Source organism: Enterobacter cloacae complex sp. I1M (genome assembly GCF_014982425.1).
GTDB classification, from domain to species: domain Bacteria; phylum Pseudomonadota; class Gammaproteobacteria; order Enterobacterales; family Enterobacteriaceae; genus Enterobacter; species Enterobacter intestinihominis.
The window spans coordinates 104620-131210 of record NZ_JADCLG010000005.1 but is presented as its reverse complement, the minus strand read 5'-3'; the positions used below and the strand labels follow the sequence as shown (position 1 = coordinate 131210).

Sequence of the window (26591 nt, the reverse complement as noted above, 5' to 3'; positions counted from 1 at the left end):
CGTTTCGTAGGCCGGGTGGCCCTGCGCTTACCCGGCCTACACTTTCCTTCTACTCCGTCGTTTCGTATGCCGGATGGCGCTGCGCTTACCCGGCCTACACTTTCCTTCCACTCCGTCGTTTCGTATGCCGGATGGCGATGCGCTTACCCGGCTACACTTTCTCTCCAATCAGTCGTTTCGTAGGCCGGGTAAGCGTTAGCGCCACCCGGCAAAAAGCGTCGCAATCACCCAAAAAAAAGCCCTCCGAATCGGAGGGCAAGGCCAGTTACAGAAACACTAACTCATTCAGGCATGTAACATTTCAGGTTGCTCGGGGAGTTTCGCGATATAGAGGGCCGGTTTGCCGTCTTTATCGGAACTGTACAGCACCGCTTTTTCGTCCGGCGTGAAGGACGGATGCGGGTGGGTTACCTGGCGGCTGTTCGCCACCGTAGCCCAGGAAGTGTCATGACGGGCAATGCGGTAATAGGCTTTCTTCGCCACGTCAAAGGCATACAGATAAGGATCGTTATCAATGGTGTAGCCGCCGGTGTCTTTCACATCGACAGGCGTGCCGGAACCGTCGCCAACCAGCATGGTGCCGTCGACGTTGCTCATCAGGTGCGAACAGGCGGGCATGTTCATTACCGCTTCATTCACGCCGGTGTCCGGATTGAAGCGGGAGATGGTGCGCCCTTGCTGACCTTTCAGGTAAGAGACGTAGATCAGCGCGGACCCGTCCGGCACCCAAAATTCATGCGTGCAGCTTTCCCCTTCCGCGTGCGTTTTCACTTTCCGCACGTTGCTGCCATCTTCGTTGACCAGCCACATGCGGGCGTCAACCAGGTCGTGTGGCCCTTCATGACAGAAGGCCACGGTATTGTCATCGAACGGGCGATAAATCGGATGTCCCAGCCAGATCTTCTCGTCATGGATGGTGGTGCTTTCACCCGTTTTTAGATCAACGCGCAGCAGGCGGCAGTGCGGCCCTTTGTGGAAGAAGTCGTGGAAAATTTTCCAGTCGTTGAGTGGCGTCCAGTCACGTCTGGCAATCTCAATACCTACCAGTTTGGTGCAGTCGCTGTTCGCGACCCAGGTGCCGTAGCCAACCCACTCTTCCGGGACACGGTACACTTCGCGCTCTGCCAGCGTCTGTAAATCCACCTCAAGCAGGGTGCGATCGTTCTTCACATAGTAGAGGGATTGATCGTCCGGAGAGAGGAACCCGCCAAAGGTGTTATCGCCCGCGCCTTCGGTCAGCTGCACCGCTTCGGCGTTTTTCAGATCCAGCAGGTAATAGTTCCAGTGACCGTCGAACTCCCCGGCGAACAGCAGGTGGCTGCCATCGTTAAAGAAGCACTTCTGGTAAAAGTAGTTGCGATGACAGGTTACTTCCGGTGGGGTCAGGCGGGTAACTTCCACGCCTGTATCCGGATCGCGGCTGACCTCGTAGTTCAGCTTGACCCGCATACCTTTAGCCATAATGCACTCCTTTGAACGCGTAATATAGGTTGAAAACTAGGTGTTAAATTATCAAAACATCGTTTCATTGTGTGTGACTGACAGCGCAAATTCTCAGTTTCTTTAGCCAGATTGAGGGGCTTAAAGATTTATCGTGATCGAAACACCATTTCTGGCATAAACATACAGAAAAAATGAAACGTTGTTTTAAATGTAATTGAAAACCCCATGTACAGGGGATAATATGTGTTCATCACGAAAACGGAACATTGTTTCGTTATTCATCTTTGCCTTCGGGCACGATCAATTCTGGAGGTTTACGTGGACGTCAGACAAAGCATCCACAGTGCGCACGCAAAAACGCTGGATACTCAGGGGCTGCGCAGTGAGTTTTTAGTTGAGCAAGTGTTCGAAGCCGACAAGTACACCATGGTCTACAGCCATATTGACCGCATTATTGTGGGCGGGATTATGCCGGTGGCGAAAACCGTCTCCGTGGGCGGTGAAGTGGGCAAACAGCTGGGCGTGAGCTACTTCCTCGAACGCCGTGAACTGGGCGTGATTAACATTGGCGGGCCGGGCACCATAACCGTCGATGGCCAGTGCTACGAAATTGGTCACCGTGACGCGCTGTACGTCGGAAAAGGCGCGAAAGAAGTGGTGTTCGCCAGCATCGATGGCAGCAAACCGGCGAAGTTCTACTACAACTGCGCCCCGGCTCATACGACTTACCCAACCAAAAAAGTCACGCCAGCGGACGTTGCCCCGGTGACCCTTGGTGACAACCTCACCAGCAACCGCCGCACCATCAATAAATACTTCGTACCGGATGTGCTGGAAACTTGCCAGCTCAGCATGGGGCTGACCGAGCTTGCGCCGGGCAACCTGTGGAACACCATGCCGTGCCATACCCACGAGCGCCGCATGGAAGTCTATTTCTACTTCAACATGGATGAAGATGCCTGCGTGTTCCACATGATGGGACAGCCGCAGGAAACTCGCCATATCGTGATGCACAACGAGCAGGCGGTCATTTCGCCAAGCTGGTCCATCCACTCTGGCGTGGGAACGAAAGCTTATACCTTTATCTGGGGTATGGTCGGTGAAAACCAGGTCTTCGATGACATGGACCACGTCGCTGTTAAGGATCTGCGCTAGTCGCAGGCAGTTAAGCACACATCTGCCTGTTGGTGACAGGCGCTGAACGATTAAGGAACAAACATGATTCTGGATGCATTTTCTCTGCAGGGTAAAGTGGCTGTGGTTTCCGGGTGTGACACCGGGCTGGGGCAGGGTATGGCGTTAGGTCTGGCGGAAGCGGGCTGTGATATCGTCGGGATTAACATCGTAGAGCCAACGGAAACCATCGAGCGCGTCACCGCGCTGGGCCGTCGTTTCCTGAGCCTGACCGCGGACCTGCGCAAAATCGATGCGATCCCTGAACTGCTGGATCGCGCGGTGGCGGAGTTCGGGCATATCGATATTCTGGTCAACAATGCGGGCCTGATTCGCCGTGAAGATGCGATTAACTTCAGCGAAACGGACTGGGACGACGTGATGAACCTGAACATCAAGAGCGTGTTCTTTATGTCCCAGGCGGCTGCGAAGCACTTCATCGCGCAGGGGAAAGGCGGCAAGATCATCAATATTGCCTCCATGCTCTCTTTCCAGGGCGGCATCCGCGTACCGTCTTACACCGCATCGAAGAGCGCCGTGATGGGCGTGACCCGTCTGCTGGCGAACGAGTGGGCGCAGCACAATATCAACGTCAACGCGATTGCGCCGGGCTACATGGCCACCAACAATACCCAGCAGCTGCGTGCTGATGAAGAGCGCAGCGCGGCAATTCTGGAACGTATTCCAGCGGGTCGCTGGGGTCTGCCGAGCGATCTGATGGGCCCGGTTGTGTTCCTGGCTTCTCCGGCTTCGGATTACATTAACGGCTATACCGTCGCCGTTGACGGCGGCTGGCTGGCACGTTAATTCAGCCTTAATAAAGAACCTCTGCCCTCGGGTGGAGGTTTTTTTTGCGCCAAAATTGGCTTTATCCATATCCTTAAAGATGAAAAATCCATACTAAAAAGGAATAAATGACGGGTATCACACATTTATTGCTTAAATATTAACTAATTAATAAAAAATAAGGTTAAACCACCCTGATTTGAAATTGTAATGTCCATCACAGAACGGTATGTCGTAGCGAAATAATCCATATCTTCACCAGTTCCGACCTGACACTTTCTTCCGGTATCTCGTAATTTCACTTAACGAATTTCGCTGTTGAGGCAGGAAACTATGACATCTATAAATGACTCTACCCTTATGCCCGCTGCGCTGCGCGATACCCGACGCATGAACCAGTTTGTTTCTGTTGCGGCCGCCGTAGCCGGTCTACTGTTTGGTCTGGATATCGGCGTTATCGCTGGCGCACTGCCCTTTATTACCGACCACTTTACGTTAAGCAACCGCCTGCAAGAGTGGGTGGTGAGCAGCATGATGCTGGGCGCGGCCATCGGCGCGTTGTTTAACGGCTGGCTGTCGTTCCGTCTCGGGCGCAAATACAGCCTGATGGTTGGGGCGATCCTGTTCGTCGCAGGCTCCATCGGCTCCGCGTTTGCGACAAACATAGAAGTGCTGCTGCTTTCACGCGTGTTGCTTGGCGTAGCGGTGGGTATCGCGTCCTACACCGCGCCGCTTTATCTCTCTGAAATGGCAAGTGAGAACGTGCGCGGGAAGATGATCAGTATGTATCAGCTGATGGTGACGCTCGGTATCGTGCTGGCGTTTCTGTCGGATACGTACTTCAGCTACAGCGGCAACTGGCGGGCAATGCTTGGCGTGCTGGCGCTGCCTGCGCTGGTGCTGATTGTGTTAGTCATTTTCCTGCCGAACAGCCCGCGCTGGCTGGCGCAAAAAGGGCGTCACGTGGAGGCGGAAGAGGTGCTGCGCATGTTGCGCGACACGTCTGAAAAAGCGCGTGAAGAGCTGAACGAAATCCGCGAAAGCCTGAAGCTGAAGCAGGGCGGCTGGTCCCTGTTTAAGGCGAACCGCAACGTGCGCCGCGCGGTGTTCCTCGGCATGCTGTTACAGGCGATGCAGCAGTTTACGGGGATGAACATCATTATGTATTACGCCCCGCGCATTTTTAAAATGGCCGGTTTTACCACCACCGAACAGCAGATGATCGCCACGCTGGTGGTGGGGCTGACCTTTATGTTCGCCACCTTTATCGCGGTGTTCACCGTTGATAAGGCCGGACGTAAACCCGCCCTGAAAATTGGCTTTAGCGTGATGGCGCTCGGCACCTTAATCCTTGGCTACTGCCTGATGCAGTTCGATAACGGCACGGCGTCAAGCGGCCTCTCCTGGCTCTCCGTGGGCATGACCATGATGTGTATCGCCGGTTACGCGATGAGCGCCGCGCCGGTGGTGTGGATCCTGTGCTCTGAAATACAGCCGCTGAAATGCCGCGACTTTGGTATCACCTGTTCCACCACCACCAACTGGGTGTCGAACATGATCATTGGCGCGACCTTCCTGACGCTGCTGGATGCGATTGGCGCGGCAGGCACCTTCTGGCTCTATACGGTGCTGAACGTGGCGTTTATCGGTGTGACCTTCTGGTTGATCCCCGAAACCAAGGGCGTGACACTGGAGCATATTGAACGCAAGCTGATGAGAGGGGAGAAACTACGTAATATCGGCGTGTAATGTAATTGTCCGGTGGCGCTTCGCTTACCGGGCCTACGATACCGTGTAGGCCCGGTAAGCGGCTTAGTGTTTACCGCATCGCACGTCTCAAAATACGCTCCGCCTGACGCTGGAAGTCAGCGGCCGTCTCTTCCACGGTTTTCTGCCCGTAGTCGATATACTGCAAAGAAGTACCGAACTGCGCCACAATCTGTGGGTCGTCAAAGTATGGCGAGACGGTGAGTTTCGCCGGCAGCGACTGCGCCAGACGCAGGCCTGCCACGGAAGGATCGTCCTCTTTAATGGTGCCGTCTTCAGTCAGATACTGCACCGCTACTTTGCTCAGCGGTACGCCACGCTCAAGGCCCAGCGTATCGACCCCTTCTTTGCTGTTGAGCAGGAAATTAATCAGCTTCGCCGCCGCTTCCGGGTTTTTGGTCGACTTACCAATCGACAGCATTTGCGCCGGTTTGAAGAACAGGCCCGCGTCGGTGGCACCCGGCAGCATTGGGTAGCTGCCCAGCTCCAGTTTCGCCGGTGGCTTCAGGTTGTCGGAATATTTGTTGATGGTGGAGTTCCACATATAGGTGCCGCCCCATTCTCCCTGGATCCACGGCTTCATCTCATACATGTTGCTCTTACCAAATGAGGCATAATATTTGGTGTCCGGCATGACGTGGCTGTCGATCAGCTTTTTGTAGGTCTGGAAGAACTCCACCCACTGTTCCTTTGTGTAGCTGAACTTTTTGGTTTTCTCATCCACCGCAGGAATGTTGTACTTCTGGATCATGTACGAATTCAGCAGCGCCAGCGTATCCTGGTGCTCCAGGATCACCGGATAGTATTGCTTACCGAGCTTGCTCTCGAAGGTTTTACCGGCCGCCATCAGCTCGTCCCAGGTTTTCGGGTACGCAATACCCGCTTTTTTCCAGGTTTCGTCATTGAAGTAGAACACCCGCGCCGTCACCGAGATCGGAATGCCGTTCAGCTTGCCATCCACGGTGGTGGTTTGCAGCTCTTTGGGATCGAACTGCGACAGGTCGATCACCTCCTTCAACTTGTTCAGATCGTAGAAGCCGTCACCGGTTTTGGAGAAGATCGGCAGCCAGTTCCAGTTCGTCTGCATTACGTCTGGCTCGGTTCCACCCGCAATCTGGGTGGTCAGACGGGAGAGGTGACCGTCCCAGCCGGTGTATTCCGCTTTCACGTTGATGTCCGGGTTCTGCTTATGGAACTCCTCCAGCGCTTTCAGGGTGACCTGGTGACGGCCGTTGCCGCCCCACCAGGACATCCGTAAATCCACATTCTGCGCCATCGATGGCAAAGCGGTAAGGCCCAGGGTCGCGGAGATAGCTGCGCTTAAAAGCACTTTTTTCATTTTTATCACTCCATCAGAGAGAGAGGTTCTGTTCAGTTTTTGCGTCAAAAATATGACACTTATTCATATCAAACGTGAAATACACCTTACGATGAAGTCCCTTATCAATCATTGGTTTAGCTTCATCGGACGGGATTCTGGCGGTCAGTTCGTAGTCCGCGACCTTCAGGTACACAAAGAATTCGTGGCCCATGTTCTCAACGCGCACCATCTCCCCGCTACAGCCGCCGTTCGGGAAGGGCTCATCAGAGAGCGACACAAATTCCGGGCGCACGCCGAAGAAGATCTCCTGACCCGCGTAAGCGGCGACTTTCTCCTGCTTCTCCGCGTTCAGCGGCATGGTTTCATCACCAATGGCGATGTGCAGCTGTCCCGCTTTTTCGACCAGCATGCTTTTGCGTATATTCATCTCCGGCGCGCCGATAAAGCCCGCCACGAACATGTTCTTCGGCTTGTGGTAGAGATTGTCCGGCGTATCCACCTGCATGATATGGCCAAGCTTCATCACGCAGATGCGGTCGCCCATGGTCATCGCTTCGGTCTGGTCGTGGGTCACGTAAACGGTGGTGGCCGGTTTTCCGGATTTCTTCAGCTGCTTATGCAGGTCGGAAATACGGATACGCATCGAGGCGCGCAGTTTGGCGTCGAGGTTTGAAAGCGGCTCATCGAACAGGAACACATCCGGTTTTTTCACAATCGCACGGCCTACCGCCACGCGCTGCGCCTGGCCGCCGGAAAGCTGGCGCGGCAGGCGGTCGAGCAGCTCTTCCAGCTCGAGAATTTTGGCGGCTTCATTCACCTGGGACTCAATCTGATCTTTCGGCAGCTTGCTCAACTTGAGGCCAAAGGCCAGATTCTCGCGCACCGTCATGTGTGGATAGAGGGCGTAGTTCTGGAACACCATCGCAATCCCGCGCTCTTTCGGCGCGAGGTTGTTCACGATCTTGTCGCCGATACGCACCTCGCCGCCGCTGATGGTTTCCAGTCCCGCCAGCATGCGCAGAGTAGTGGATTTGGCGCAGCCGGATGGGCCGACGATCACCATGAATTCCCCTTCGGCGATTTTAAGATCGATAGCGTGTACCGCTTTAAAACCGTTGGAGTAGACCTTTTCCAGCTTGTTGAAAATAACTTCAGCCATGGTATTTCCCTCTTAACCTTTAATTCCGCTGCTGGTGACGCCCTGTACGAAGTAGCGCTGTGCCAGGAAGAAGACAATGATGGATGGCAGAATGGAGATGCTCGCCATTGCCAGAATTTCGTTCCACGGCGCCCCTTCGGTGACGTCGATGGACATTTTCAGCGCCAGTGCAATCGGGTATTTATCCACGCTGTAGACATAAATCAGCGGCCCGATAAAGTCGTTCATGGACCACATGAACTGGAACAGGGCGACGGAGATAATGGCCGGTTTAAGGATCGGCACAACCACGTACCACAGCACCTGAAGGGAGTTACAGCCGTCAATCTGCGCCGCCTCTTCCATGTCACGCGGGACGCCGCGCAGGAACTGGATCAGCATGAAGACGAAGAACCCCTGGGTGGCGAAGGCCAGCGGCAGGTACAGCGGCATATAGCTGTTCAGCATGCCCATTTCACGGAACATCAGGTACTGCGGGATCAGCAGCACGGTGCTGGGTAGCAGCATGGTGGTAATGAGCGTGGCGAACCAGAACTTCTTCCACGGGATCTCGAAGCGGGCAAAGCCATACGCCACGATGGTGGAGGAGATAATGGTCAGGATCACTTTCGGGATCACATACTTAAAGGTGTTCAGCATGTAGTGGCCGAAGTTGTACTCGGTGCCGGTTTTCCAGCCGTTGATGAAGCCGTCCCAGGTGGCATGGGCAGGCCACAGGCTCAGGGTGGTGAAGATCTCGTGGTTCGGTTTGAACGACGCGGAGAACATCCACACCAGCGGGTAAAGCATCAGCAGGCCGACAAACAGCAGGATCGCATAGCGAACGGTGGCATTGATTTTCTCTCTGCGCAGCGTGCGGGCTACTTCGCGTTCGGCGATGCTTCTTGCCGTGGAGAGTTGTTGAATATCAGCCATTTTTGCCTCCTTTATCGGCGGAGTAGAACACCCAGTATTTCGACGACTTAAAGGCGATACCGGCGAAGACGGCCACCACCAGGAACAGGATCCACGCCAGCGCCGCGCCATAACCCATATCGAAATACTTAAACGCGGTGTCGTAGATGTAGAGCGAGAACAGGTAGGTCGAATAGGTCGGCCCGCCGCCGGTGATCACGTACGGCCCGGTAAATTCCTGGAACGCCTGCGTGGTCTGCATGATGAAGTTGAAGAAGATCACCGGCGTAATCAGCGGCACGGTCACCTTCATGAACATCTGCCATTTCGATGCGCCATCGATCATCGCCGCTTCATACTGGGACTGCGGTACGTTTTGCAGCGCGGCCAGGAAGATGACCATCGCGGAACCGAACTGCCAGACGCGCAGCAGGGTAACGGACATTAGTGCCAGTGACGGTTCACCCAGCCAGTTCACCGGGTCAAAACCAAATACGCCGATAAAGCTGTTCAGCAGGCCATCGATCGCAAATAAGGCGCGCCACAATACGGCAATGGCGACGGAACTGCCGAGGATCGACGGAATATAGTAGGCAGTACGGAAAAATCCGATGCCGCGTAATTTAAAGTTCAGGACAAAGGCAATCCCTAATGCGAAGGCGAGCTTTAACGGAATGGTTAAAAATACGTATGCAAAGGTCACGCCCATTGATTTCCAGAAGAGCGTGTCTTCGGTAAACATGTAGCGATAGTTTTCGATGCCGTTAAACACCGGCGGACTCATCAAATCGTAATCCGTAAAGCTGAGGAAAAATGATGAGACGAAGGGGAATGCCGTAAAGAGTATCAACCCGATGATGTAGGGTGATATCCATGCGAGCCCCAGCAGCTTGTTTTCATTCATACATACCTACCTGGCGATCAATGGTTTAAAACGGAATCTGCTTTGTTACATCTTCCCAGGCCAGCATCGCGCGGCATGAGAGCTGAATTTTAGGGTGCAATATCTGGCGTCGGCTAAATATAAAATTGTTTATTAACGCTTTTTTGCCTTCCTCTTTGCGCTAAATGCGTTGGGTTTCAAAAGAGCTGAACCGCCGTTCTTGGATACTAAAACATCGTTTTATTTTATATTATTGCGATTTATTTCTGCGTCATTCGCTTAATGATGGAAATGTGATCAGCGTCGAAACGCTGTTTCAATATAGTGAGGGAGGTGGCATTTTTGACTTTTCACGGACGTTCGTCGGGGCTGCGAGGAGGCGAGACGAAGCACAAGTGGAAACGGGAAAAACAATAGTCACGCAGCGTGGCTAACTACCAGATCTGATAGCAGGTCTACAGATGTACCAATTCGGCATTCAGATAATTCTTACATTCTTGTATGATTTCTCAAACCGGAACCAGTCAGGCAGAATTTCACTGCATCCTTAAAAGAAGAACAGTTATGTCAGCAATGGATTTCAAACAACATACGGATCTCAACTTTCCTCACTATGCTCCCCCGGCGGTCAGCGCTAAAGAAATAGATCTCCTGGGTCTGCTGGACGTCCTGCTGGCAGCAAAAAAACGCATCATTACCATTGTGTTTGCATTTGCACTGGTCGGCCTGGCAATCGCCTTCCTGATACCGCAAAAATGGACCAGTAAAGCGGTCATTACGCCAGCGGAACAGACGCAGTGGAGTTCGCTGCGCCAGATGATGGTGACGCTGCAGGTGCTTGATGTGGACGTTAAAGTTACCCGTGCGGATGTATTTAATCTGTTTATCAAAAAGTTTCAGTCTCAGTCCCTGCTTGAAGAGTACATGAAGAGCTCTCCTTACGTGATGGCTCAGCTCGATGGCGCCGAGGTTGACCCGCTGGAGCTGCACCGCGCGGTGGTCAATATCGCCGAAAAGATGAAGGCTATTGATAACACCCAGGAAAAAAATGCTGATAAAGCACCGTATCTCTCCTGGACGTTAAGCTTCACTGCCCCAACGGCAGAGGACGCGCAGAAAGTGTTGAATGGTTACATTCAGTACATTTCCCGCATCGTCGAGCAGGAGACCATGCAAAACATCCGCGATCAGCTGATCCTGAGAACCAAAACGGTTCAGCAGCAGCTGGAGCTGGATCGGGTTCGACTGACCAATATCCACAATACCAACCTGCAACGCCTTAACTACTCGCTGGAAGTGGCGAACGCGGCAGGGATCAAAAAGCCGGTTTACAGTAACGGACAGGCGGTGAAAGACGATCCGGATTACTCCGTCGCGCTCGGCGCGGACGGGATTGCGCAGAAATTGCAGATTGAAAAAAATCTGAAGGATGTTTCTGAGCTGAACGCCGATTTCCAGAACCGCGAATACTATCTGGCGCAGCTGCAAAAACTCTCCTTCGAAGACGTGAGCCTGGAGCCTTTCAAATACCAGCTCTCTCCTTCTATACCTGTGAAAAAAGATGGCCCGGGCAAAGCACTGATCGTGCTGCTGGCGGGTATTCTGGGTGGGCTGTTCGCCTGTGGCAGCGTGCTGCTGCGCGAAGCAATGCGCTCCCGCAACCCGCTGCCGGAACAACTTCCTGAGCCGGTTACGGAATAACATGAAAAAAGGCGCTCTGATGAGCGCCTTTTTTTATTTCAGGAAATCCTCGCGTACCGGCGTAAAGGTATCCAGCAAGGTGCCGGGTTTGAGGCAAACGCAGCCGTGCATCACGTGCGGCTTTTTATAGAGAGTGTCGCCCGCCGTCACCACATGCTTTTCCTCGCCAATGGTGAACTCAAATTCCCCCGAGAGAACGTAGGTGAGCTGCTCATGCGGGTGGTTATGCAGCGGGCCAATCGCACCTTGCTCGAAATTCACTTCCACCGCCATCATCCTGCCGTCGTGCGCCAGAATACGACGCGTCACGCCGTTGCCCAAATCCTCAAGCATGGTCTCTTTATGGAAAATAAACATATTTTCGCCCTGTTATGTAATGAAACATTGTTTCATTTAACTTATCTCAGCCGCAGCGAAAAGAAAACGTTTAGCCAAATAACTGGAAAGGCGATCACAAGTTTGCTTCACTGGGTGAAACGTACAGGAGGAAAGATGAAAACGATCGGTCTGTTAGGGGGCATGAGCTGGGAATCAACGATCCCGTACTACCGCCTGATTAATGAAGGCGTCAAACAGCGTCTGGGCGGTCTGCATTCGGCCAGCCTGCTGCTGCACAGCGTGGATTTCCATGAAATAGAAGCCTGCCAGTCGAGCGGGGAGTGGGACAAAGCCGGGCAAATGCTGGCGGACGCCGCACTTGGCCTGGAGCGTGCGGGCGCGCAGGGTATTCTGCTGTGTACCAACACCATGCATAAGGTGGCGTCGCATATTGAAGACCGCTGTTCGCTGCCGTTCTTACATATCGCGGATGCCACCGGGCGTGCCATACGTGCCGCCGGCATGACGCGCGTGGCGCTGCTGGGGACGCGCTACACCATGGAGCAGGATTTTTACCGCGGGCGGCTGAGTAGCCAGTTCGGGATTGAAAGCCTGATCCCGGAGGAGGCAGACCGGGCGCGCATTAACCAGATTATTTTTGATGAACTGTGCCTCGGCACCTTCAGCGAAGCTTCGCGCGCCTGGTACGTCAGCGTGATTGAGAAACTGGCGCAGCAGGGGGCGGAAGGAGTCATCTTCGGCTGTACCGAAATTGGCCTGCTGGTGCCGGCAGACCAAAGCCCGATACCGGTCTTTGATACCGCCGCCATCCATGCCGCGGATGCGGTGGAGTTTATGCTGTCATAAAGGTTTTTGCAGGTCAGGTAAGCGAAGCGCCACCTGACGCGCGTGCGCAATCAGGTGTTCACTAAAGGCATCAACCAGCGCTGAGGCGGGCCGGTGCAGCGGGCGGATCAGGCTTACCGTAAAGGGAACGGAAACGCTAAAACGGCGCAGAACCACGCCGCTGCTGGCGTAGTCCATAGCCGTGAGCGGGTTCACCACCGAAATACCCACGCCCGCGCGCACCATCGCGCAAATTGATGCCGCACTGTGCGTTTCCATCACCATCCGCCGCTTCACCTGATGTTCGGCAAACAGGCCATCCAGAAGCTGCCGGTAGCTGTCGGTCTGCGACAGGCTGATATAGTTCTCACCGTGAAAATCTGCCGGAGTCAGAACTGCTTTGAAAGCAAGCGGGTGGCTGGCAGGCAGCACGCAGACCTCATCCAGCGAGAGCAGCTCCGTGCGTTCCGTTCCCGCTGGCGTGACGAGGGTTTCGGTCAGACCCAGATCGTGGCGCTGGGCCGAAAGCCACTCCTCCAGCAGCGGCGACTCCTGCGGCACGATGGTCAGGCTGACCTCCGGATAGCGGGCCAGAAACGGCTGTAGCAGTACCGGCAGGAATGACTGAGAAAAGACCGGCAGGCAGACGATGGACAGCTCGCCCTGGCGAAACTCCCTCAGGCTCTCCGCCGCGCTCACGATCCTGTCCAGCCCGTACCAGGAGCGCTGAACCTCCTCAAAAAGACGTAAACCCTGCACCGTTGGATGCAACCTGCCGCGGGTGCGTTCAAACAGCTTCAGCCCCAGCACTTTCTCAAAACGCGCCAGCTCGCGGCTGACCGTCGGCTGCGAGGTGTGCAGCATCTGCGCGGCTTCAGTGAGATTGCCGGTGGTCATCACCGCATGAAAAATCTCGATATGGCGTAGGTTAACGGCGGGCATAGGGCACCTGATGGCTGATCGTGGTCCATATCATTTTTGCATAGACTCACGATAAAACGATATTTTTTATTCTCTTCAGGCTATGGCGTAATGATAAAAAACAGAATACCGGAGACGACCATGCCACGCCCGCTCAACCAGACCGAAACCGATTTAAACGCCGATAACCTGCTGCGCCTGCCTGCCGAATTCGGCTGTCCGGTGTGGGTCTACGATGCGCAGATTGTTCGCGAGAAAATCGCCGCGCTGCATCAGTTTGACGTGGTGCGTTTTGCGCAGAAGGCCTGCTCCAATATTCATATTCTGCGCATGATGCGCGAGCAGGGCGTGAAGGTTGACTCCGTATCGCTGGGTGAAATCGAACGTGCGCTGGCGGCCGGGTTTGATCCAAAGGCCGATAGCGACGCGATCGTCTTCACCGCTGACCTGATAGACGACGCCACGCTGGCGCGCGTGCACGAGCTGCAAATCCCGGTGAATGCCGGTTCGGTGGATATGCTGGAACAGCTTGGGCAGGTTTCCCCGGGCCATCGCGTCTGGCTGCGCATCAACCCGGGCTTTGGTCACGGTCACAGTCAGAAAACCAACACCGGGGGCGAAAACAGCAAGCACGGGATTTGGTATGCCGATATGCCTGCGGCGCTGGAGGTTTTACAACGTTACAACCTTAAGCTGGTGGGTATTCACATGCATATCGGATCCGGCGTGGATTATGGCCATCTTGAGCAGGTCTGTGGCGCGATGGTGCGTCAGGTTATCGATTTTGGTCAGGATCTGGAGGCGATCTCCGCCGGGGGAGGGCTTTCGATCCCTTACCGCGAAGGGGAAGAGGCGATCGACACGGATCACTATTACGGCCTGTGGAGCGCCGCGCGTGACAGCATCGCCGCTCATCTGGGCCATGCGGTGAAGCTGGAGATTGAGCCGGGTCGTTTCCTGGTCGCCGAAGCTGGCGTGCTGGTGGCGCAGGTGCGGAGCGTGAAGGAGATGGGAAGCCGTCACTTTGTGCTGATTGATGCTGGCTTCAACGACCTGATGCGCCCGTCCATGTACGGCAGCTATCATCACATCACCGCGCTTGCCGCCGATGGCCGCGATCTGGTCAACGCCCCGCGCATCGAGACCGTTGTTGCCGGCCCGCTGTGTGAATCCGGTGACGTCTTTACTCAGCAGGAAGGCGGGAAAGTCGAAACCCGTTCGCTGCCAGAGGTAAAACCGGGAGATTATCTGGTGCTGCATGATACCGGTGCGTACGGGGCGTCTATGTCTTCGAACTACAATAGCCGTCCGCTGCTGCCGGAAGTGCTGTTTGATAACGGCGTGGCGCGGCTGATTCGCCGTCGCCAGACCATTCAGGAGCTGCTGGCGTTAGAGCTGGTCTGATTAAACCAGGGCCCTGTTGTCACCGAATCGCGTAACACCAGCGTGCCGGTGAACGGTGGGATCGCTTCAACCGGCTGGTTTTTTGCCAGCCGGATCGCCTGGTCGATCGCCGTGACGATCATGTTGTCGATCGGCAAATACACCGACGACAGGGCAGGCTCCAGCCACTTTGCGCTGGGGGCATCGTCAAAACCAAACAGCGAAATATCCTGCGGGATCTTCAGCCCGGCCTGGTGTAATGCTTTGGAGGCGCCCAGGGCCATGTCATCGTTACAGGCAAACAGGGCGCTGAACGATGTCTTTTCCGCAATCAGCTCCTTGCACAGCTCGTAACCCCGCGTCATGCCTGCATCGCCGTATTTAATCCGCCGCTCATCGAGACGAATACCGTGCTTCTCCAGCGCCTTACGGTAGCCCATCAGCCGCGCTTTACCCGTTGGGGTGTGGATCGGGACGGTGATACAGGCGATCTCCCGATGGCCCTGGCTTATCAGGTAATCCACCGCTTTGAAGGCTGCGTCCTGCTGTTCAAAGAAGACGCAGCGATCCGCCGCCTGGCTCACTTCGCGGTTAATGATCACCAGCGGCGTCTGCACGCTGTTGATCAGCTTCAGGATCGTCTTTTCGCTCATGTAACGCGTGTACAGCACGATGGCGTCGCACTTGCGGTCGGCGAGCATCTGCACCGCCAGTTCTTCCTGTTCAGGGGCATCGTGACCGTCGGTAACAATCAGCTGTTTACCGTGCGTTTCGGTCTGCCGTGACGCCTGCTGTAGCAAACGACCAAAGTAAAAACCGTCGAACGTCGAGACGACCAGACCGATGCTGTTGCTGGTCTGGTTAGCCAGCGAGCGCGCGAGAAAGTTCGGACGATAGCCCAGCTCCTCCATCGCGCGAAATACCTGCTGGCGCGTGCTCTCTTTAACCTGACCTGTGCCGTTCAGCACGCGCGAAACGGTGGCCTTCGACACGCCCGCACGCAGTGAGACATCCAGCATTGTTGCCATTCGAAATTCCTGTTTCCACGTAATGGTTTGCAGTTTAACACAGACCATCCGGCGCATAAGCGACGTGGGAAGGACAAAACCCCATAACGATCACGCTTTTCAGTAACGATCCTCGCCCGCGGAATAAATGCCTGTCATTGGTATACCAAAATGGTGATAAATCATAATCTGGAATACCTCTAACGGCGTTGGGAGCTTAATCACAGAACAAATCGCCTGTGGACGCTATTTTTGGCATACCAATAGTATCCGGCTGTACACCTTATTCAATAAAAGCCCTTTTACTGAGGTATTACCCTATGGCATTTCAGGAAAAACTGATCGACGCTCTGGGCAGTTTTGCCACTACCTTCAACAGCTATCGCTATATCCAGGCGATCAAGTCTGCGTTTATTACCTTAATGCCAGTCATCATAGTGGGGGCGTTCTCGGTATTGATCTCCAATATGGTGCTGGATCCGAAAAACGGTCTGGCGAGCTTTCAGTCGCTGTCGTTTCTCGCGGCCTTAAAGCCGATCACCAGCGCGCTCAACTACGCCACGCTGAACTTTCTCAACATCGGCGCGGTGTTTTTAATCGGCATTGAGCTGGGGCGTATTAACGGCATTAAGTCCCTGTTCCCCGGCCTGCTGGCGGTGATCTGCTTTATCTGCGTGACGCCGACCACGGTGGAAATGCTGGTGGACGGTGAGATGCACATGGTGAAAGATGTGCTGCTGCGCCAGTTCTCAGATACCCGCAGCCTGTTCCTCGGTATGTTTATCGCCATCCTGTCGGTGGAGATCTACTGCTGGCTGGAAAACCGCAAGGGGCTGAAAATCAGGATGCCGGACACGGTGCCGCCGAACGTTGCCGCGTCGTTCTCTGCGCTGATCCCGGCCATTATCACCACCACCGCCATCGCCACCTTTGGCTTCGTGTTTCATCAGGTTACCGGCATGTATCTCTACGACGCGGTATACCAGGTGGTGCAACAGCCGCTGGAGCGCGTGGTGCAAAGCCTGCCGGGGATCCTGCTGCTGATGTTTGTTGCCCAGCTGTTCTGGGTGATTGGTATTCACGGCAACCAGATGATCAAGCCGATCCGCGAGCCGCTGCTGCTGGGGGCAATCACCGTTAACATGAGCGCGTTCGAGCAGGGCAAAGAGGTGCCAAACATCATCACCATGCCGTTCTGGGACGTCTATATGAGCATCGGCGGCTCCGGCCTGACCATCGGCCTGCTGATAGCCGTCATGATTGCCACCAAACGTAAAGAGATGAAGGAGATAGCCAAGCTCTCCATCGGGCCGGGTATTTTTAATATCAATGAGCCGGTGATCTTCGGTATGCCAATCATGCTCAACCCGATCCTGGCTATCCCCTTCATCATCGCGCCGCTGGTGACGGGCTCGATTGGCTACTTTGCCACCGTGACCGGATTTGCCGGGAAAGCCGTGGTAATGGTGCCCTGGACCACGCCGCCGCTGATCAACGCCTGGCTGTCAACGGCGGGCTCCATGGGGGCGGTCATCACCCAGTTTATCTGCATCGTGACCGCGGTGATTATCTATCTGCCGTTTGTGAAAATTGCTTCACGCCGCGCAGAGCAGGCCGCACTGCAACAAGCCACCGATAACGCATGAGGATACGATGAGCACAAAACAGATAGCCATACCGCAAGATTTTATTCTGGGCGCGGCGGCATCGGCCTGGCAGACCGAGGGCTGGAGCGGCAAAAAGCCGGGGCAGGATTCGTGGATCGATCTCTGGTACATGAACGATCGTCACGTTTGGCACAACGGCTATGGTCCGGCGGTGGCAACCGACTTTATCAATCGCTTCCCCGAAGATGTAGCGCTGATGAAGCAGGCGGGACTGACGCACTATCGCACCTCGATCAACTGGTCGCGCTTTTTAACCGACTATGAAAATGCGACGGTAGATGAAGAGTACGCCGCGTATTACGACGCGCTGTTCGATGAAATGCACCGTCAGGGCATTGAGCCGATGATCTGCCTGGAACACTACGAATTGCCGGGCGTGCTGCTGGAGACCTACGGCGGCTGGGCGTCAAAGCACGTCGTCGAGCTGTTCGTTCGCTATGCAGAAAAGGTATTTGAGCGCTTTCACGGCAAAGTCACCCGCTGGTTTACCTTCAACGAACCGATTGTGGTCCAGACGCGCGTCTACCTTGACGCGCTGCGCTGGCCCTATGAGCAGAGCACCAGCACCTGGATGCAGTGGAACCACCATAAGGTGCTGGCGACGGCGAAAGTGGTGAAGCTGTTTCGCGAGAAAGGTTATGACGGCACGGTGGGCTGTATTCTTAACCCGGAAGTGACCTATCCGCGCTCCCGCGCGCCGCATGACGTGCGAGCGGCAGAGATGTACGATCTGTTCTACAACCGCGTCTTTCTCGACCCGCTGGTGCACGGGCGCTATCCGCAGGCGCTCTTTACCCTGCTGGCGCAGCATCAGGTGCAGTGGGACTACACGGCTGACGAGCTGGCGCTGATTGCCGACAACACCGTCGATGAGCTGGGCATTAACCTCTATTACCCGCATCGCGTCAAAGCCCCGTCCCGCGCCTGGCACCCGGAGACGCCGTTCCATCCGGCGTACTACTACGAGCCGTTTGAGCTGCCCGGACGGCGTATGAACACCTCCCGCGGCTGGGAGATCTTTCCGCGCATTATTTACGACATGGCGATGCGGATTAAAAACGACTATCGCAACATTGACTGGTTTGTGGCGGAAAGCGGGATGGGCGTGGAGAACGAAGCGCAGTATCGCAATCGTGACGGCGTCATTGACGACACGTACCGCATCGCGTTTATCAGCGAACATCTCTACTACACGCTGCTGGCGCGGGAGGCGGGGGCGAACTGTCACGGTTATATGCTGTGGGCCTTCACCGACAATGTCTCCCCGATGAACGCGTTTAAAAACCGCTACGGGCTGATTGAGATCGACCTTGAAAATCAACGCGCACGGCGGGCAAAGAAATCAGCGTCCTGGTTCCGCCAGCTGCGCGATGAGCGTGTGCTGACGCTCAGGGTAGACGATGAATGGAAGTAAGCCTTCTGGTAAAATAGCGCACAAACTGGCCGGGAGGACGTCCGGCCCGCGCATTAACTGAAAAACACAGGTGAAAACGTGGATAAGGCTGTCATCCTGCCGGAAAAAAAACAGTACCAGGAGATTGGCGAGGATTTACGGGCGCAGATTATCCAGGGGCATTATCCCGTGGGATCGCGTCTGCCGCCGGAGCGCAACATCGCCGAGACGTATGGCGTCAGCCGCACTATCGTGCGCGAGGCGCTGCTGATGCTTGAGCTTCAGGGGACGGTGGATATTCGCCAGGGGTCTGGCGTGTACGTGATGCGCATTCCGGAAGAGCATGAAAACGAGGAAGAGCGTTTTCTGAACAGTGACGTTGGGCCGTTTGAAATTCTCCAGGCGCGTCAACTGCTTGAAAGCAACATCGCTGCCTTTGCCGCAAAAATGGCGACACGGGCGGACATCGACAACCTGCGCCGCATTATCGAGCAAGAGCAACGGGCGATTGCCGTCGACGATCGCAGCCAGGACAACAACAAAATGTTCCACCTGGTGCTGGCTGGGGCCACACAAAACCAGATGCTGCTGGCGACGGTTGAGAGTGTCTGGCATCACATGGACAGCAGTCCGCTGTGGCAGCAGTTCAATGGCCATATCGCCAGCCGCGCCTGGCGCCTGAAGTGGCTCGGAGACAGGCAAACCATTCTCGCTGCGCTCCGCCGCCGCGACGTGATGGGGGCCTGGCAGGCGATGTTCCAGCACCTTGAGAACGTTAAAAAGAGCCTGCTTGAGCTGTCAGACGAAGACGCGCCCGATTTTGACGGCTATCTCTTCGAATCGGTCCCTCTTTTCCAGGGGAAGCTGGTGTGAATATACTGCCGCTTCACGCTGCGCCGCAGTTTACACAGCAGGTGATCGACTGGATCTGGAACGCGTTTGGTGAAGGTATGCCGCGTGCCTTTTTCCAGAGCATTGTCGAGCACAGCCTGACGCCAGGCGAGTTACCGCTCACCTTTATTGCCGTTGAGGATGACCAGCTGCTGGGCACCGTTGGGTTGTGGCGTTGCGATTTAATTTCCCGGCAGGATCTTCATCCCTGGCTGGCTGCGCTGTATGTCGATGAAGCCGCGCGGGGAAACGGGCTGGCGGGAAAACTTCAGCAGCATGTTATCGGCTACGCGCGACGCGCCGGGTATCACGAGCTTCATCTCTGGTCTGCCTGCCGCGACTTCTACGAACGTTACGGCTGGCACTACATCGGTGATGCGCTGGAATACCCGGATAAAACCGTCCATCTCTATCGCTGTTCGCTCACGGCTTCCGCGGGCGATACCACCGAGTGACGGCGCACTAAGGTTGGGCTGAACAGGTGGGTAATTTCCGGTGGCGGGCGATGCTCGGCCAGCGCTAACGCCAGTTCTGCCGCCTGCGTTGCCATGGTCACAATCGGGTAGCGCACGGTGGTCAGGCGAGGGCGCACGTAGCGCGACACCAGCACATCATCAAAGCCAATCAGCGAAATTTCTGCCGGGACGTCAATCCCGTTATCATTCAGCACGCCCATCGCGCCGGCGGCCATGGAGTCGTTATAGCTGGCCACGGCGGTGAAATTCCGCCCGCGGCCGAGCAGCTCGGTCATCGCCTGTTCGCCGCCACTCTCATCCGGTTCTCCGTACGCCACAAGACGATCGTTGCACGGCAAACCGGCTTCGCGCAGCGCGTCGTAATAGCCCTGAAGGCGATCTTCCGCATCGGAAATTGGGTGGTTGGAGCACAGATAACCAATTCGGGTATGGCCCTGCTGGATCAGGTGACGGGTTGCGAGCCATGCGCCGTAACGGTCGTCGAGCGCCACGCAGCGGGTTTCAAATCCGGGAATAATACGGTTGATAATCACCATCCCCGGCATCTGTTTCATCAGATGGATCAGCTCGGCGTCGGGGATCATTTTGGCATGGACCACCAGCGCCGCACAGCGATGACGGATCAACTGCTCAATGGCCTGGCGTTCTTTCTGTTCATTGTGGTAGCCATTACCAATCAGCAGGAAATTACCGGTGTGATAAGAAACTTGTTCTACGGCTTTGACCATCGCACCGAAAAACGGATCGGATACATCCCCGACCACAAGCCCGATGGTTTCTGTCGACTGTTGGGCAAGGGCGCGTGCGTTGGCGTTAGGGTGATAATTCAGGTTTTCCATGGCGTCCTGCACGGCCTGGCGTGATGCATCACTCGCTTTTGGGGAGTTGTTGATCACGCGGGAGACGGTCGCGACGGAAACACCGGCCAGACGAGCCACATCCTTAATTGTCGCCATTCAATACCTTCTTATAGGGGTAAGCGTTTACACACTAACTAGTGTTGCGGAAAAGCGGCGTGCATTCAAGGGGAGCAGGTGAGCGTCCTCTGCAAACGTGAAGCAGAACATCCCTCGCGGTGTAATCGTTACACGGACAGTCATGTCTGATTAATGTCAATCTGAACCTTTAGTTACACTTTGCCTCAGGCTGTTGCGATTGTCCGTTGGCAACGATGCGTTGTGAATTGCTAGAGTCGAGATCCCAGAGGTATTGATAGGTGGAATCAACTTCGGTTGATTAACACGATTTACACCAACCTGCGTTTTACGCAGGTTTTTTTTTGCCTGTAAGTTCAACCTGTAACAGCAAAAGAGATTATTCACACCTGGTTGCACTTCGGCTCATTCCCTTGCGTTTTCCTGCTGGCGAAGTCTGTCGCCGGAGGCCACAATCAAGATCCCAGAGGTATTGATTGGTGAGAATTCCTGGTACGTTTTCGTACTCTTCACTTGCACCAACCTGCGCGGATGCGCAGGTTTTTTTTCGCCTCTGTTTTTGCTATCGCTCCCTCACTACTTCTCGTGTAATCTGCCACCATTTATACCTTTCACACTGGCTGGCAAAGGGAGTTGAAATGTTTTTTGGGTTCTTCCGCACACTGTTTCGTGTCCTGTTTCGCATTCGCGTGACTGGCGATACGCAGGCACTCTATAGCGAGCGTGTTCTTATCACACCGAATCACGTCTCTTTTCTTGATGGCGTATTGCTGGCGCTGTTTTTGCCCGTGCGGCCCGTCTTTGCGGTGTACAGCTCCATCAGTGAAAAATGGTACATGCGCTGGCTCAGGCCGCTGATTGATTTTGTCCCGCTCGACCCTACCAAACCGATGATGATTAAACATCTGGTGCGTCTGATTGGGCAGGGGCGTCCGGTGGTTATCTTCCCGGAAGGGCGGATTTCAGTGACGGGCTCCCTGATGAAAATTTACGACGGGGCCGGTTTTGTCGCGGCGAAGTCTCAGGCCACCGTCGTGCCGCTACGCATCGACGGGGCTGAGCTGACCTTTTTCAGCCGTCTGAAAGGGCTGGTGAAGCAGCGTCTGTTCCCGAAAATTACGCTGCATATATTACCGCCGACGTCACTGCCGATGCCCGAGGCGCCGCGCGCGCGTGACCGCCGTAAAATCGCCGGGGAAATGCTGCACCAGATTATGATGGAAGCGCGCATGGCCGTACGCCCGCGCGAAACGCTGTATGAATCGTTGCTGTCGGCGCAGTATCGCTACGGTGCGAAGAAAAACTGCATCGAAGACATCAACTTTACGCCGGATACCTACCGTAAGCTGTTGACCAAAACGCTGTTTGTCGGGCGTATCCTGGAAAAGTACAGCAAACAGGGCGAAAAGATCGGCCTGATGCTGCCAAACGCGGGTATCAGCGCGGCGGTGATCTTTGGTGCCGTCTCCCGAGGCCGCATTCCGGCGATGATGAACTACACGGCGGGCGTGAAAGGGCTCTCCAGCGCGATTACCGCAGCACAAATCAACACCATCTTTACCTCCCGCCAGTTCCTGGATAAAGGCAAGCTGTGGCACCTGCCGGAACAGCTGACGCAGGTGCGCTGGGTGTTCCTGGAAGATCTGAAAGCAGACGTCACGACCGCTGACAAGCTGTGGATTTTCGCGCACCTGCTGATGCCGCGTCTGGCGCAGGTTAAGCAGCAGCCGGAAGATGATGCCATTATCCTCTTTACCTCCGGCTCTGAAGGCAACCCGAAAGGTGTGGTTCATAGCCACAAAAGCATTCTGGCGAACGTCGAACAGATTAAAACTATTGCTGACTTTACCGCCAACGATCGCTTTATGTCAGCGCTGCCGCTGTTCCACTCATTTGGTCTGACCGTGGGTCTCTTTACGCCGCTGCTGACCGGTGCCGAGGTGTTCCTCTACCCAAGCCCGCTGCACTACCGCATTGTGCCGGAGCTGGTTTATGACCGTAACTGCACGGTGCTGTTCGGGACGTCCACCTTCCTCGGTAACTACGCGCGCTTCGCCAACCCGTATGATTTCTTCCGCGTACGCTACGTGGTGGCGGGCGCGGAAAAACTCCAGGACAGCACGCGCCAGATCTGGCAGGACAAGTTTGGCCTGCGCATTCTGGAAGGCTATGGCGTGACGGAGTGCGCGCCGGTGGTCTCCATCAACGTTCCGATGGCGGCAAAACCGGGAACGGTTGGCCGCATTCTGCCGGGGCTGGACGCACGTCTGCTGGCAGTGCCGGGTATTGAAGACGGCGGACGTCTTCAGCTGAAAGGGCCGAACGTCATGAACGGCTATCTGCGTGTGGAAAACCCGGGCGTGCTTGAGGCGCCGACGGCCGAGAACGTCAATGGCGAGGTTGAAACGGGCTGGTACGACACGGGCGATATCGTGCGCTTCGACGATCAGGGCTTCGTGCAGATCCAGGGACGTGCAAAACGCTTCGCCAAGATCGCCGGGGAAATGGTCTCTCTTGAAATGGTCGAGACGCTGGCGACCGCAGTCTCGGCGGAGAAAATGCATGCGACCGTGGTGAAAAGTGATGCCAGTAAAGGCGAGGCGCTGGTGCTCTTTACTACTGACGGTGAACTGAAGCGTGATGCGCTTCTCAGGTATGCGCGCGAACATGGTATCCCCGAGCTGGCGGTCCCCCGCGATATTCGTTACCTCAAACAGTTACCGGTGCTGGGCAGCGGTAAACCCGATTTTGTGACCCTGAAGGGCATGGTTGAAGAGGCGGAACAGCATAATGCGTGAGTCAGTACACACTAACACTTCAATCTGGTCGAAAGGCATGATGGCGGTTATCGCCGCCCAGTTTCTTTCCGCGTTCGGCGATAACGCGTTGCTGTTTGCTACGCTGGCGTTGCTGAAAGCTGAGTTTTATCCCGACTGGAGCCAGCCGATCCTACAGATGGTGTTTGTGGGTGCTTACATTGTATTTGCGCCGTTTGTTGGCCAGGTGGCGGACAGCTTCCCCAAAGGTCGGGTCATGATGTTTGCCAACAGTCTTAAGCTTCTGGGCGCGGCAAGCATCTGCTTTGGTATCAACCCGTTTGTTGGCTACACGCTGGTAGGCATTGGCGCGGCAGCTTACTCCCCGGCGAAGTACGGCATTCTGGGTGAGCTCACCACCGGCGATAAGCTGGTGAAGGCCAACGGCCTGATGGAGTCCTCCACCATTGCGGCGATTCTGCTGGGTTCGGTGGCGGGCGGCGTGCTGGCAGACTGGCATGTACTCGCCGCGCTTGGCATCTGTGCCCTGATGTACGGTGGCGCGGTGATCGCCAACCTGTTTATCCCCAAACTGGCCGTGGCGCGTCCGGGACAATCCTGGCGCTTCGGGCCAATGACCGGCAGCTTCTTCAACGCCTGCCGCGTACTGTGGCGTAACGGTGAAACACGCTTCTCGCTGATGGGCACCAGCATGTTCTGGGGGGCCGGCGTTACGCTGCGTTTCCTGCTGGTGCTGTGGGTGCCGGTGGCGCTGGGCATAACAGACAACGCCACGCCGACCTACCTGAATGCCATGGTCGCCGTCGGGATTGTGGTCGGGGCCGGGGCTGCGGCCAAACTGGTAACGCTTGAAACCGTTGCGCGCTGCATGCCTGCAGGGATCCTGATCGGCGTCGGCGTTCTGTTCTTCTCCCTGCAACATGCCATATTGCCAGCCTATGCCCTGTTGTTACTGATCGGCGTATTAGGCGGTTTCTTTGTGGTGCCGCTCAACGCGCTTTTGCAGGAGCGCGGCAAGCAGACCGTCGGGGCTGGCAACGCCATTGCGGTGCAAAACCTTGGCGAAAACATGGCGATGCTGCTGATGCTGGGGATTTACTCGCTGGCGGTAAAAGCAGGTGCGCCGGTTGTGGCAATCGGGGTGGGGTTTGGCGCACTGTTTGCGCTGGCGATTACCGGGCTGTGGGTCTGGCAGCGTCGGCGGTGATATCTTTGCCGGGTGGCGGCTCCGCCTGACCCGGCCTACGTTTCGTGATGTTGGCGGATTTTGTAGGCCCGGTAAGGCAACGCCGCCACCGGGCAAATCGTCAACTTAAGGTGCCGGGTAAGTATAAACCTGATGCACCGCTTCAATCTCCGCTAAGACCTCTTCACTCAGGTTCAGGTGGAAACTCTCAATATTGGTTTTTAACTGATCCATTGTCGTTGCGCCGAGCAGGGTACTCGCCACAAACGGCTGACGACGCACGAAGGCCAGCGCCATCTGCGCCGGATCGAGTCCGTGGCGTTTCGCGATATCCACGTAGGCCGCAACGGCTTTTTGCGTCTGCTCGCCGCTATAGCGGGTGAAGCGGCTGAAAAGCGTGTTACGCGCGCCAGCCGGTTTCGCGCCGTTCAGGTATTTGCCCGTCAGGGTTCCGAAGCCCAGGCAAGAGTAGGCGAGCAGCTCCACCTCTTCGTACTGCGTCACTTCCGCGAGACCCACTTCATAACTGCGGTTCAGCAGGCTGTACGGGTTCTGGATGGTCACGATCCGCGGCAGGTCGTGTTTATCGGCCAGATGCAGATAGCGCATTACGCCAAACGCCGTCTCGTTGGAAACGCCGATGTAGCGGCTCTTACCCGCGCGCTGGCATTCCGTAAGCGCCTCCAGTGTTTCCAGCAGGGTGACGGCCGGAGCACTCTCGTTCCAGGTGTAGCCAAGCTTACCGAAGCAGTTCGTCGGACGCTGCGGCCAGTGCACCTGATAAAGATCGAGATAGTCGGTTTGCAGGCGCTTGAGGCTGGCATCCAGCGCAGCACGGATATTCTTGCGATCGAGGATCTGGTTAGGGCGGATCCCGGCATCGTTATTACGGGAAGGGCCGCTAACCTTAGAAGCGATGACCAGCTTTTCGCGATTGCCGCGTTTCGCCAGCCAGTTGCCGACATACGTTTCGGTAAGACCTTGAGTTTCCGGGCGGGGAGGAACTGGGTACATCTCCGCCACGTCAATCAGGTTAATGCCCTGGCTGACGGCGTAATCGAGTTGTGCATGGGCATCGGCTTCGCTGTTTTGTTCACCAAATGTCATGGTGCCTAACCCCAGCTGGCTGATCTCCAGAGCGCTATGGGGGATACGGTGATAATGCATAGCCGGTTTCCTTTTTTAGACATACAGACCGCGTCAGGAACCTCCCGACAAAGGAATATAAACATGGCAGAGGGAAGGCAAAAGGGGAAGGAAAAAATCAAAAAGGCCAGCAAGCTACTGACCTTTATCTGTTTAACGCTCGATGATCTGGGAGACTTCGTCGCGATTAATTTGCATTTGATTGCCTTCGCGATCGCGGTAACTCACCAGACCGGTATCGTCGTCGACTTCGGGTTTGCCATCGGTCAGGATCATACGACCATCTTTCGTTGACATGACATAGTCGCTGCTACAACCCGATACCGCAAACGCTAAACCGACTGCTGAGATAATTACTGCCCATTTTTTCATCGTTCTCATCCTCACCTGGCTCGTATCAAATCATAGTGTAGTAATAACCTGATATTACGACAGGTGAAAGGGGGGAAATCTTAAAAAGGAGGAGATTATGTTAGCCGGAGCGCAAAATTGGTAAAAAACTATGTTTTCAACAGGAA

Annotated in this window: 23 protein-coding genes; 12 read left to right on the top strand and 11 right to left on the bottom strand. The window is 55.4% G+C overall.

What is annotated here, in order from left to right; translation table 11 throughout:
* Positions 1–285: 285 nt before the first annotated feature.
* Positions 286–1461: an oligogalacturonate lyase family protein gene (locus INF86_RS02240; protein WP_023298524.1), complete on the bottom strand. Its 1176-nt coding sequence runs from the start codon at positions 1459–1461 to the stop codon at positions 286–288.
* Positions 1462–1761: 300 nt separating this feature from the next.
* Between INF86_RS02240 and kduI the strand changes: the two genes are divergently transcribed.
* The 3 genes from kduI (at position 1762) to INF86_RS02225 (ending at position 5151) form a co-directional block, all read left to right on the top strand.
* Positions 1762–2598 (top strand): 5-dehydro-4-deoxy-D-glucuronate isomerase, encoded by an 837-nt coding sequence (gene kduI / locus INF86_RS02235; protein WP_017382863.1) that lies wholly within the window; start codon positions 1762–1764, stop codon positions 2596–2598.
* Positions 2599–2661: 63 nt separating this feature from the next.
* Positions 2662–3423, top strand: a complete 762-nt coding sequence (kduD, locus tag INF86_RS02230; protein ID WP_003862835.1) for a 2-dehydro-3-deoxy-D-gluconate 5-dehydrogenase KduD — start codon at positions 2662–2664, stop codon at positions 3421–3423.
* A gap of 312 nt (positions 3424–3735) precedes the next feature.
* Positions 3736–5151, top strand: coding sequence for a sugar porter family MFS transporter (locus INF86_RS02225; protein WP_022649253.1), 1416 nt, complete (start codon positions 3736–3738; stop codon positions 5149–5151).
* Between the two features lie 70 nt (positions 5152–5221).
* On the opposite strand, the gene INF86_RS02220 is transcribed toward INF86_RS02225, so the two are convergent.
* Genes INF86_RS02220 through INF86_RS02205 form a run of 4 tightly spaced genes read right to left on the bottom strand, consistent with a single transcriptional unit; the run spans position 5222 to position 9447 of the window.
* Entirely contained in the window at positions 5222–6508 is a 1287-nt protein-coding gene (locus tag INF86_RS02220) for an ABC transporter substrate-binding protein (protein ID WP_023298522.1), read from the bottom strand.
* Positions 6509–6521: 13 nt separating this feature from the next.
* Positions 6522–7649: an ABC transporter ATP-binding protein gene (locus INF86_RS02215; RefSeq protein WP_046618705.1), complete on the bottom strand. Its 1128-nt coding sequence runs from the start codon at positions 7647–7649 to the stop codon at positions 6522–6524.
* A gap of 12 nt (positions 7650–7661) precedes the next feature.
* The gene (locus tag INF86_RS02210) at positions 7662–8564 is read right to left on the bottom strand and encodes a carbohydrate ABC transporter permease (protein WP_022649251.1); all 903 of its coding nucleotides are present in this window, start codon (positions 8562–8564) and stop codon (positions 7662–7664) included.
* Entirely contained in the window at positions 8557–9447 is an 891-nt protein-coding gene (locus INF86_RS02205; protein ID WP_003862825.1) for a carbohydrate ABC transporter permease, read from the bottom strand. The genes INF86_RS02210 and INF86_RS02205 overlap by 8 nt, the downstream gene beginning before the upstream one ends.
* Before the next feature lie 543 nt (positions 9448–9990).
* Between INF86_RS02205 and wzz(fepE) the strand changes: the two genes are divergently transcribed.
* Positions 9991–11127: an LPS O-antigen length regulator Wzz(fepE) gene (wzz(fepE), locus tag INF86_RS02200; RefSeq protein WP_058646262.1), complete on the top strand. Its 1137-nt coding sequence runs from the start codon at positions 9991–9993 to the stop codon at positions 11125–11127.
* Between the two features lie 33 nt (positions 11128–11160).
* Here wzz(fepE) and INF86_RS02195 read toward each other — a convergent pair whose 3' ends face one another.
* Positions 11161–11484 carry a cupin domain-containing protein gene (locus INF86_RS02195; protein ID WP_193543184.1) on the bottom strand — a complete coding sequence of 108 codons (324 nt, stop codon included), beginning with the start codon at positions 11482–11484 and terminating at the stop codon, positions 11161–11163.
* A gap of 135 nt (positions 11485–11619) precedes the next feature.
* Between INF86_RS02195 and INF86_RS02190 the strand changes: the two genes are divergently transcribed.
* On the top strand, positions 11620–12312 hold the full coding sequence (locus INF86_RS02190; RefSeq protein WP_023306862.1) for an aspartate/glutamate racemase: 693 nt from the start codon (positions 11620–11622) through the stop codon (positions 12310–12312).
* Here INF86_RS02190 and INF86_RS02185 read toward each other — a convergent pair.
* On the bottom strand, positions 12307–13233 hold the full coding sequence (locus INF86_RS02185; protein WP_022649247.1) for a LysR family transcriptional regulator: 927 nt from the start codon (positions 13231–13233) through the stop codon (positions 12307–12309). The two genes, INF86_RS02190 and INF86_RS02185, sit on opposite strands and share 6 nt — an antisense overlap.
* A 120-nt stretch (positions 13234–13353) precedes the next feature.
* Between INF86_RS02185 and lysA the strand changes: the two genes are divergently transcribed.
* The gene (gene lysA / locus INF86_RS02180; protein ID WP_023306861.1) at positions 13354–14616 is read left to right on the top strand and encodes a diaminopimelate decarboxylase; all 1263 of its coding nucleotides are present in this window, start codon (positions 13354–13356) and stop codon (positions 14614–14616) included.
* Here the strand turns inward: lysA and INF86_RS02175 are convergent.
* A complete protein-coding gene (locus INF86_RS02175; RefSeq protein WP_023298518.1) occupies positions 14586–15623 on the bottom strand; it encodes a LacI family DNA-binding transcriptional regulator in 1038 nt (345 codons plus the stop codon). The two genes, lysA and INF86_RS02175, sit on opposite strands and share 31 nt — an antisense overlap.
* A 299-nt stretch (positions 15624–15922) precedes the next feature.
* On the opposite strand from INF86_RS02175, the gene INF86_RS02170 reads away from it, so the two are divergent.
* The 4 genes from INF86_RS02170 to INF86_RS02155 all read left to right on the top strand — a co-directional run bounded on the left by INF86_RS02170 (position 15923) and on the right by INF86_RS02155 (position 20008).
* On the top strand, positions 15923–17248 hold the full coding sequence (locus tag INF86_RS02170) for a PTS sugar transporter subunit IIC (RefSeq protein ID WP_193543183.1): 1326 nt from the start codon (positions 15923–15925) through the stop codon (positions 17246–17248).
* A gap of 7 nt (positions 17249–17255) precedes the next feature.
* Positions 17256–18683: a glycoside hydrolase family 1 protein gene (locus INF86_RS02165; RefSeq protein ID WP_193543182.1), complete on the top strand. Its 1428-nt coding sequence runs from the start codon at positions 17256–17258 to the stop codon at positions 18681–18683.
* 78 nt (positions 18684–18761) lie between these two features.
* Positions 18762–19535 carry a GntR family transcriptional regulator gene (locus tag INF86_RS02160; protein ID WP_022649243.1) on the top strand — a complete coding sequence of 258 codons (774 nt, stop codon included), beginning with the start codon at positions 18762–18764 and terminating at the stop codon, positions 19533–19535.
* Positions 19532–20008, top strand: coding sequence for a GNAT family N-acetyltransferase (locus INF86_RS02155; protein ID WP_023306858.1), 477 nt, complete (start codon positions 19532–19534; stop codon positions 20006–20008). The genes INF86_RS02160 and INF86_RS02155 overlap by 4 nt, the downstream gene beginning before the upstream one ends.
* On the opposite strand, the gene galR is transcribed toward INF86_RS02155, so the two are convergent.
* The gene (gene galR / locus INF86_RS02150; protein WP_003862806.1) at positions 19963–20985 is read right to left on the bottom strand and encodes an HTH-type transcriptional regulator GalR; all 1023 of its coding nucleotides are present in this window, start codon (positions 20983–20985) and stop codon (positions 19963–19965) included. The genes INF86_RS02155 and galR overlap by 46 nt on opposite strands.
* Before the next feature lie 617 nt (positions 20986–21602).
* Between galR and aas the strand changes: the two genes are divergently transcribed.
* Together aas and lplT are read left to right on the top strand one after the other, a co-directional pair.
* Complete coding sequence (aas, locus tag INF86_RS02145) at positions 21603–23762, top strand: bifunctional acyl-ACP--phospholipid O-acyltransferase/long-chain-fatty-acid--ACP ligase (RefSeq protein WP_193543181.1); 2160 nt, start codon at positions 21603–21605, stop codon at positions 23760–23762.
* Positions 23755–24948, top strand: coding sequence for a lysophospholipid transporter LplT (gene lplT, locus INF86_RS02140; protein WP_022649240.1), 1194 nt, complete (start codon positions 23755–23757; stop codon positions 24946–24948). The genes aas and lplT overlap by 8 nt, the downstream gene beginning before the upstream one ends.
* A gap of 105 nt (positions 24949–25053) precedes the next feature.
* Here lplT and INF86_RS02135 read toward each other — a convergent pair whose 3' ends face one another.
* Together INF86_RS02135 and INF86_RS02130 are read right to left on the bottom strand one after the other, a co-directional pair.
* On the bottom strand, positions 25054–26094 hold the full coding sequence (locus tag INF86_RS02135; protein WP_193543180.1) for an NADP(H)-dependent aldo-keto reductase: 1041 nt from the start codon (positions 26092–26094) through the stop codon (positions 25054–25056).
* Positions 26095–26226: 132 nt separating this feature from the next.
* Positions 26227–26445: a YgdI/YgdR family lipoprotein gene (locus INF86_RS02130; protein ID WP_003862794.1), complete on the bottom strand. Its 219-nt coding sequence runs from the start codon at positions 26443–26445 to the stop codon at positions 26227–26229.
* Positions 26446–26591 lie beyond the last annotated feature (146 nt).

Coding starts and splice junctions, on each gene's coding strand:
- INF86_RS02240 (WP_023298524.1), bottom strand. CDS start 1,461: ATGGCTAAAGGTATGCGGGTCAAGCTGAACTACGAGGTCAGCCGCGAT.
- kduD (WP_003862835.1), top strand. CDS start 2,662: ATGATTCTGGATGCATTTTCTCTGCAGGGTAAAGTGGCTGTGGTTTCC.
- INF86_RS02225 (WP_022649253.1), top strand. CDS start 3,736: ATGACATCTATAAATGACTCTACCCTTATGCCCGCTGCGCTGCGCGAT.
- INF86_RS02220 (WP_023298522.1), bottom strand. CDS start 6,508: ATGAAAAAAGTGCTTTTAAGCGCAGCTATCTCCGCGACCCTGGGCCTT.
- INF86_RS02215 (WP_046618705.1), bottom strand. CDS start 7,649: ATGGCTGAAGTTATTTTCAACAAGCTGGAAAAGGTCTACTCCAACGGT.
- INF86_RS02210 (WP_022649251.1), bottom strand. CDS start 8,564: ATGGCTGATATTCAACAACTCTCCACGGCAAGAAGCATCGCCGAACGC.
- INF86_RS02205 (WP_003862825.1), bottom strand. CDS start 9,447: ATGAATGAAAACAAGCTGCTGGGGCTCGCATGGATATCACCCTACATC.
- INF86_RS02195 (WP_193543184.1), bottom strand. CDS start 11,484: ATGTTTATTTTCCATAAAGAGACCATGCTTGAGGATTTGGGCAACGGC.
- INF86_RS02190 (WP_023306862.1), top strand. CDS start 11,620: ATGAAAACGATCGGTCTGTTAGGGGGCATGAGCTGGGAATCAACGATC.
- INF86_RS02185 (WP_022649247.1), bottom strand. CDS start 13,233: ATGCCCGCCGTTAACCTACGCCATATCGAGATTTTTCATGCGGTGATG.
- lysA (WP_023306861.1), top strand. CDS start 13,354: ATGCCACGCCCGCTCAACCAGACCGAAACCGATTTAAACGCCGATAAC.
- INF86_RS02175 (WP_023298518.1), bottom strand. CDS start 15,623: ATGGCAACAATGCTGGATGTCTCACTGCGTGCGGGCGTGTCGAAGGCC.
- INF86_RS02170 (WP_193543183.1), top strand. CDS start 15,923: ATGGCATTTCAGGAAAAACTGATCGACGCTCTGGGCAGTTTTGCCACT.
- INF86_RS02165 (WP_193543182.1), top strand. CDS start 17,256: ATGAGCACAAAACAGATAGCCATACCGCAAGATTTTATTCTGGGCGCG.
- galR (WP_003862806.1), bottom strand. CDS start 20,985: ATGGCGACAATTAAGGATGTGGCTCGTCTGGCCGGTGTTTCCGTCGCG.
- aas (WP_193543181.1), top strand. CDS start 21,603: ATGTTTTTTGGGTTCTTCCGCACACTGTTTCGTGTCCTGTTTCGCATT.
- lplT (WP_022649240.1), top strand. CDS start 23,755: ATGCGTGAGTCAGTACACACTAACACTTCAATCTGGTCGAAAGGCATG.
- INF86_RS02135 (WP_193543180.1), bottom strand. CDS start 26,094: ATGCATTATCACCGTATCCCCCATAGCGCTCTGGAGATCAGCCAGCTG.
- INF86_RS02130 (WP_003862794.1), bottom strand. CDS start 26,445: ATGAAAAAATGGGCAGTAATTATCTCAGCAGTCGGTTTAGCGTTTGCG.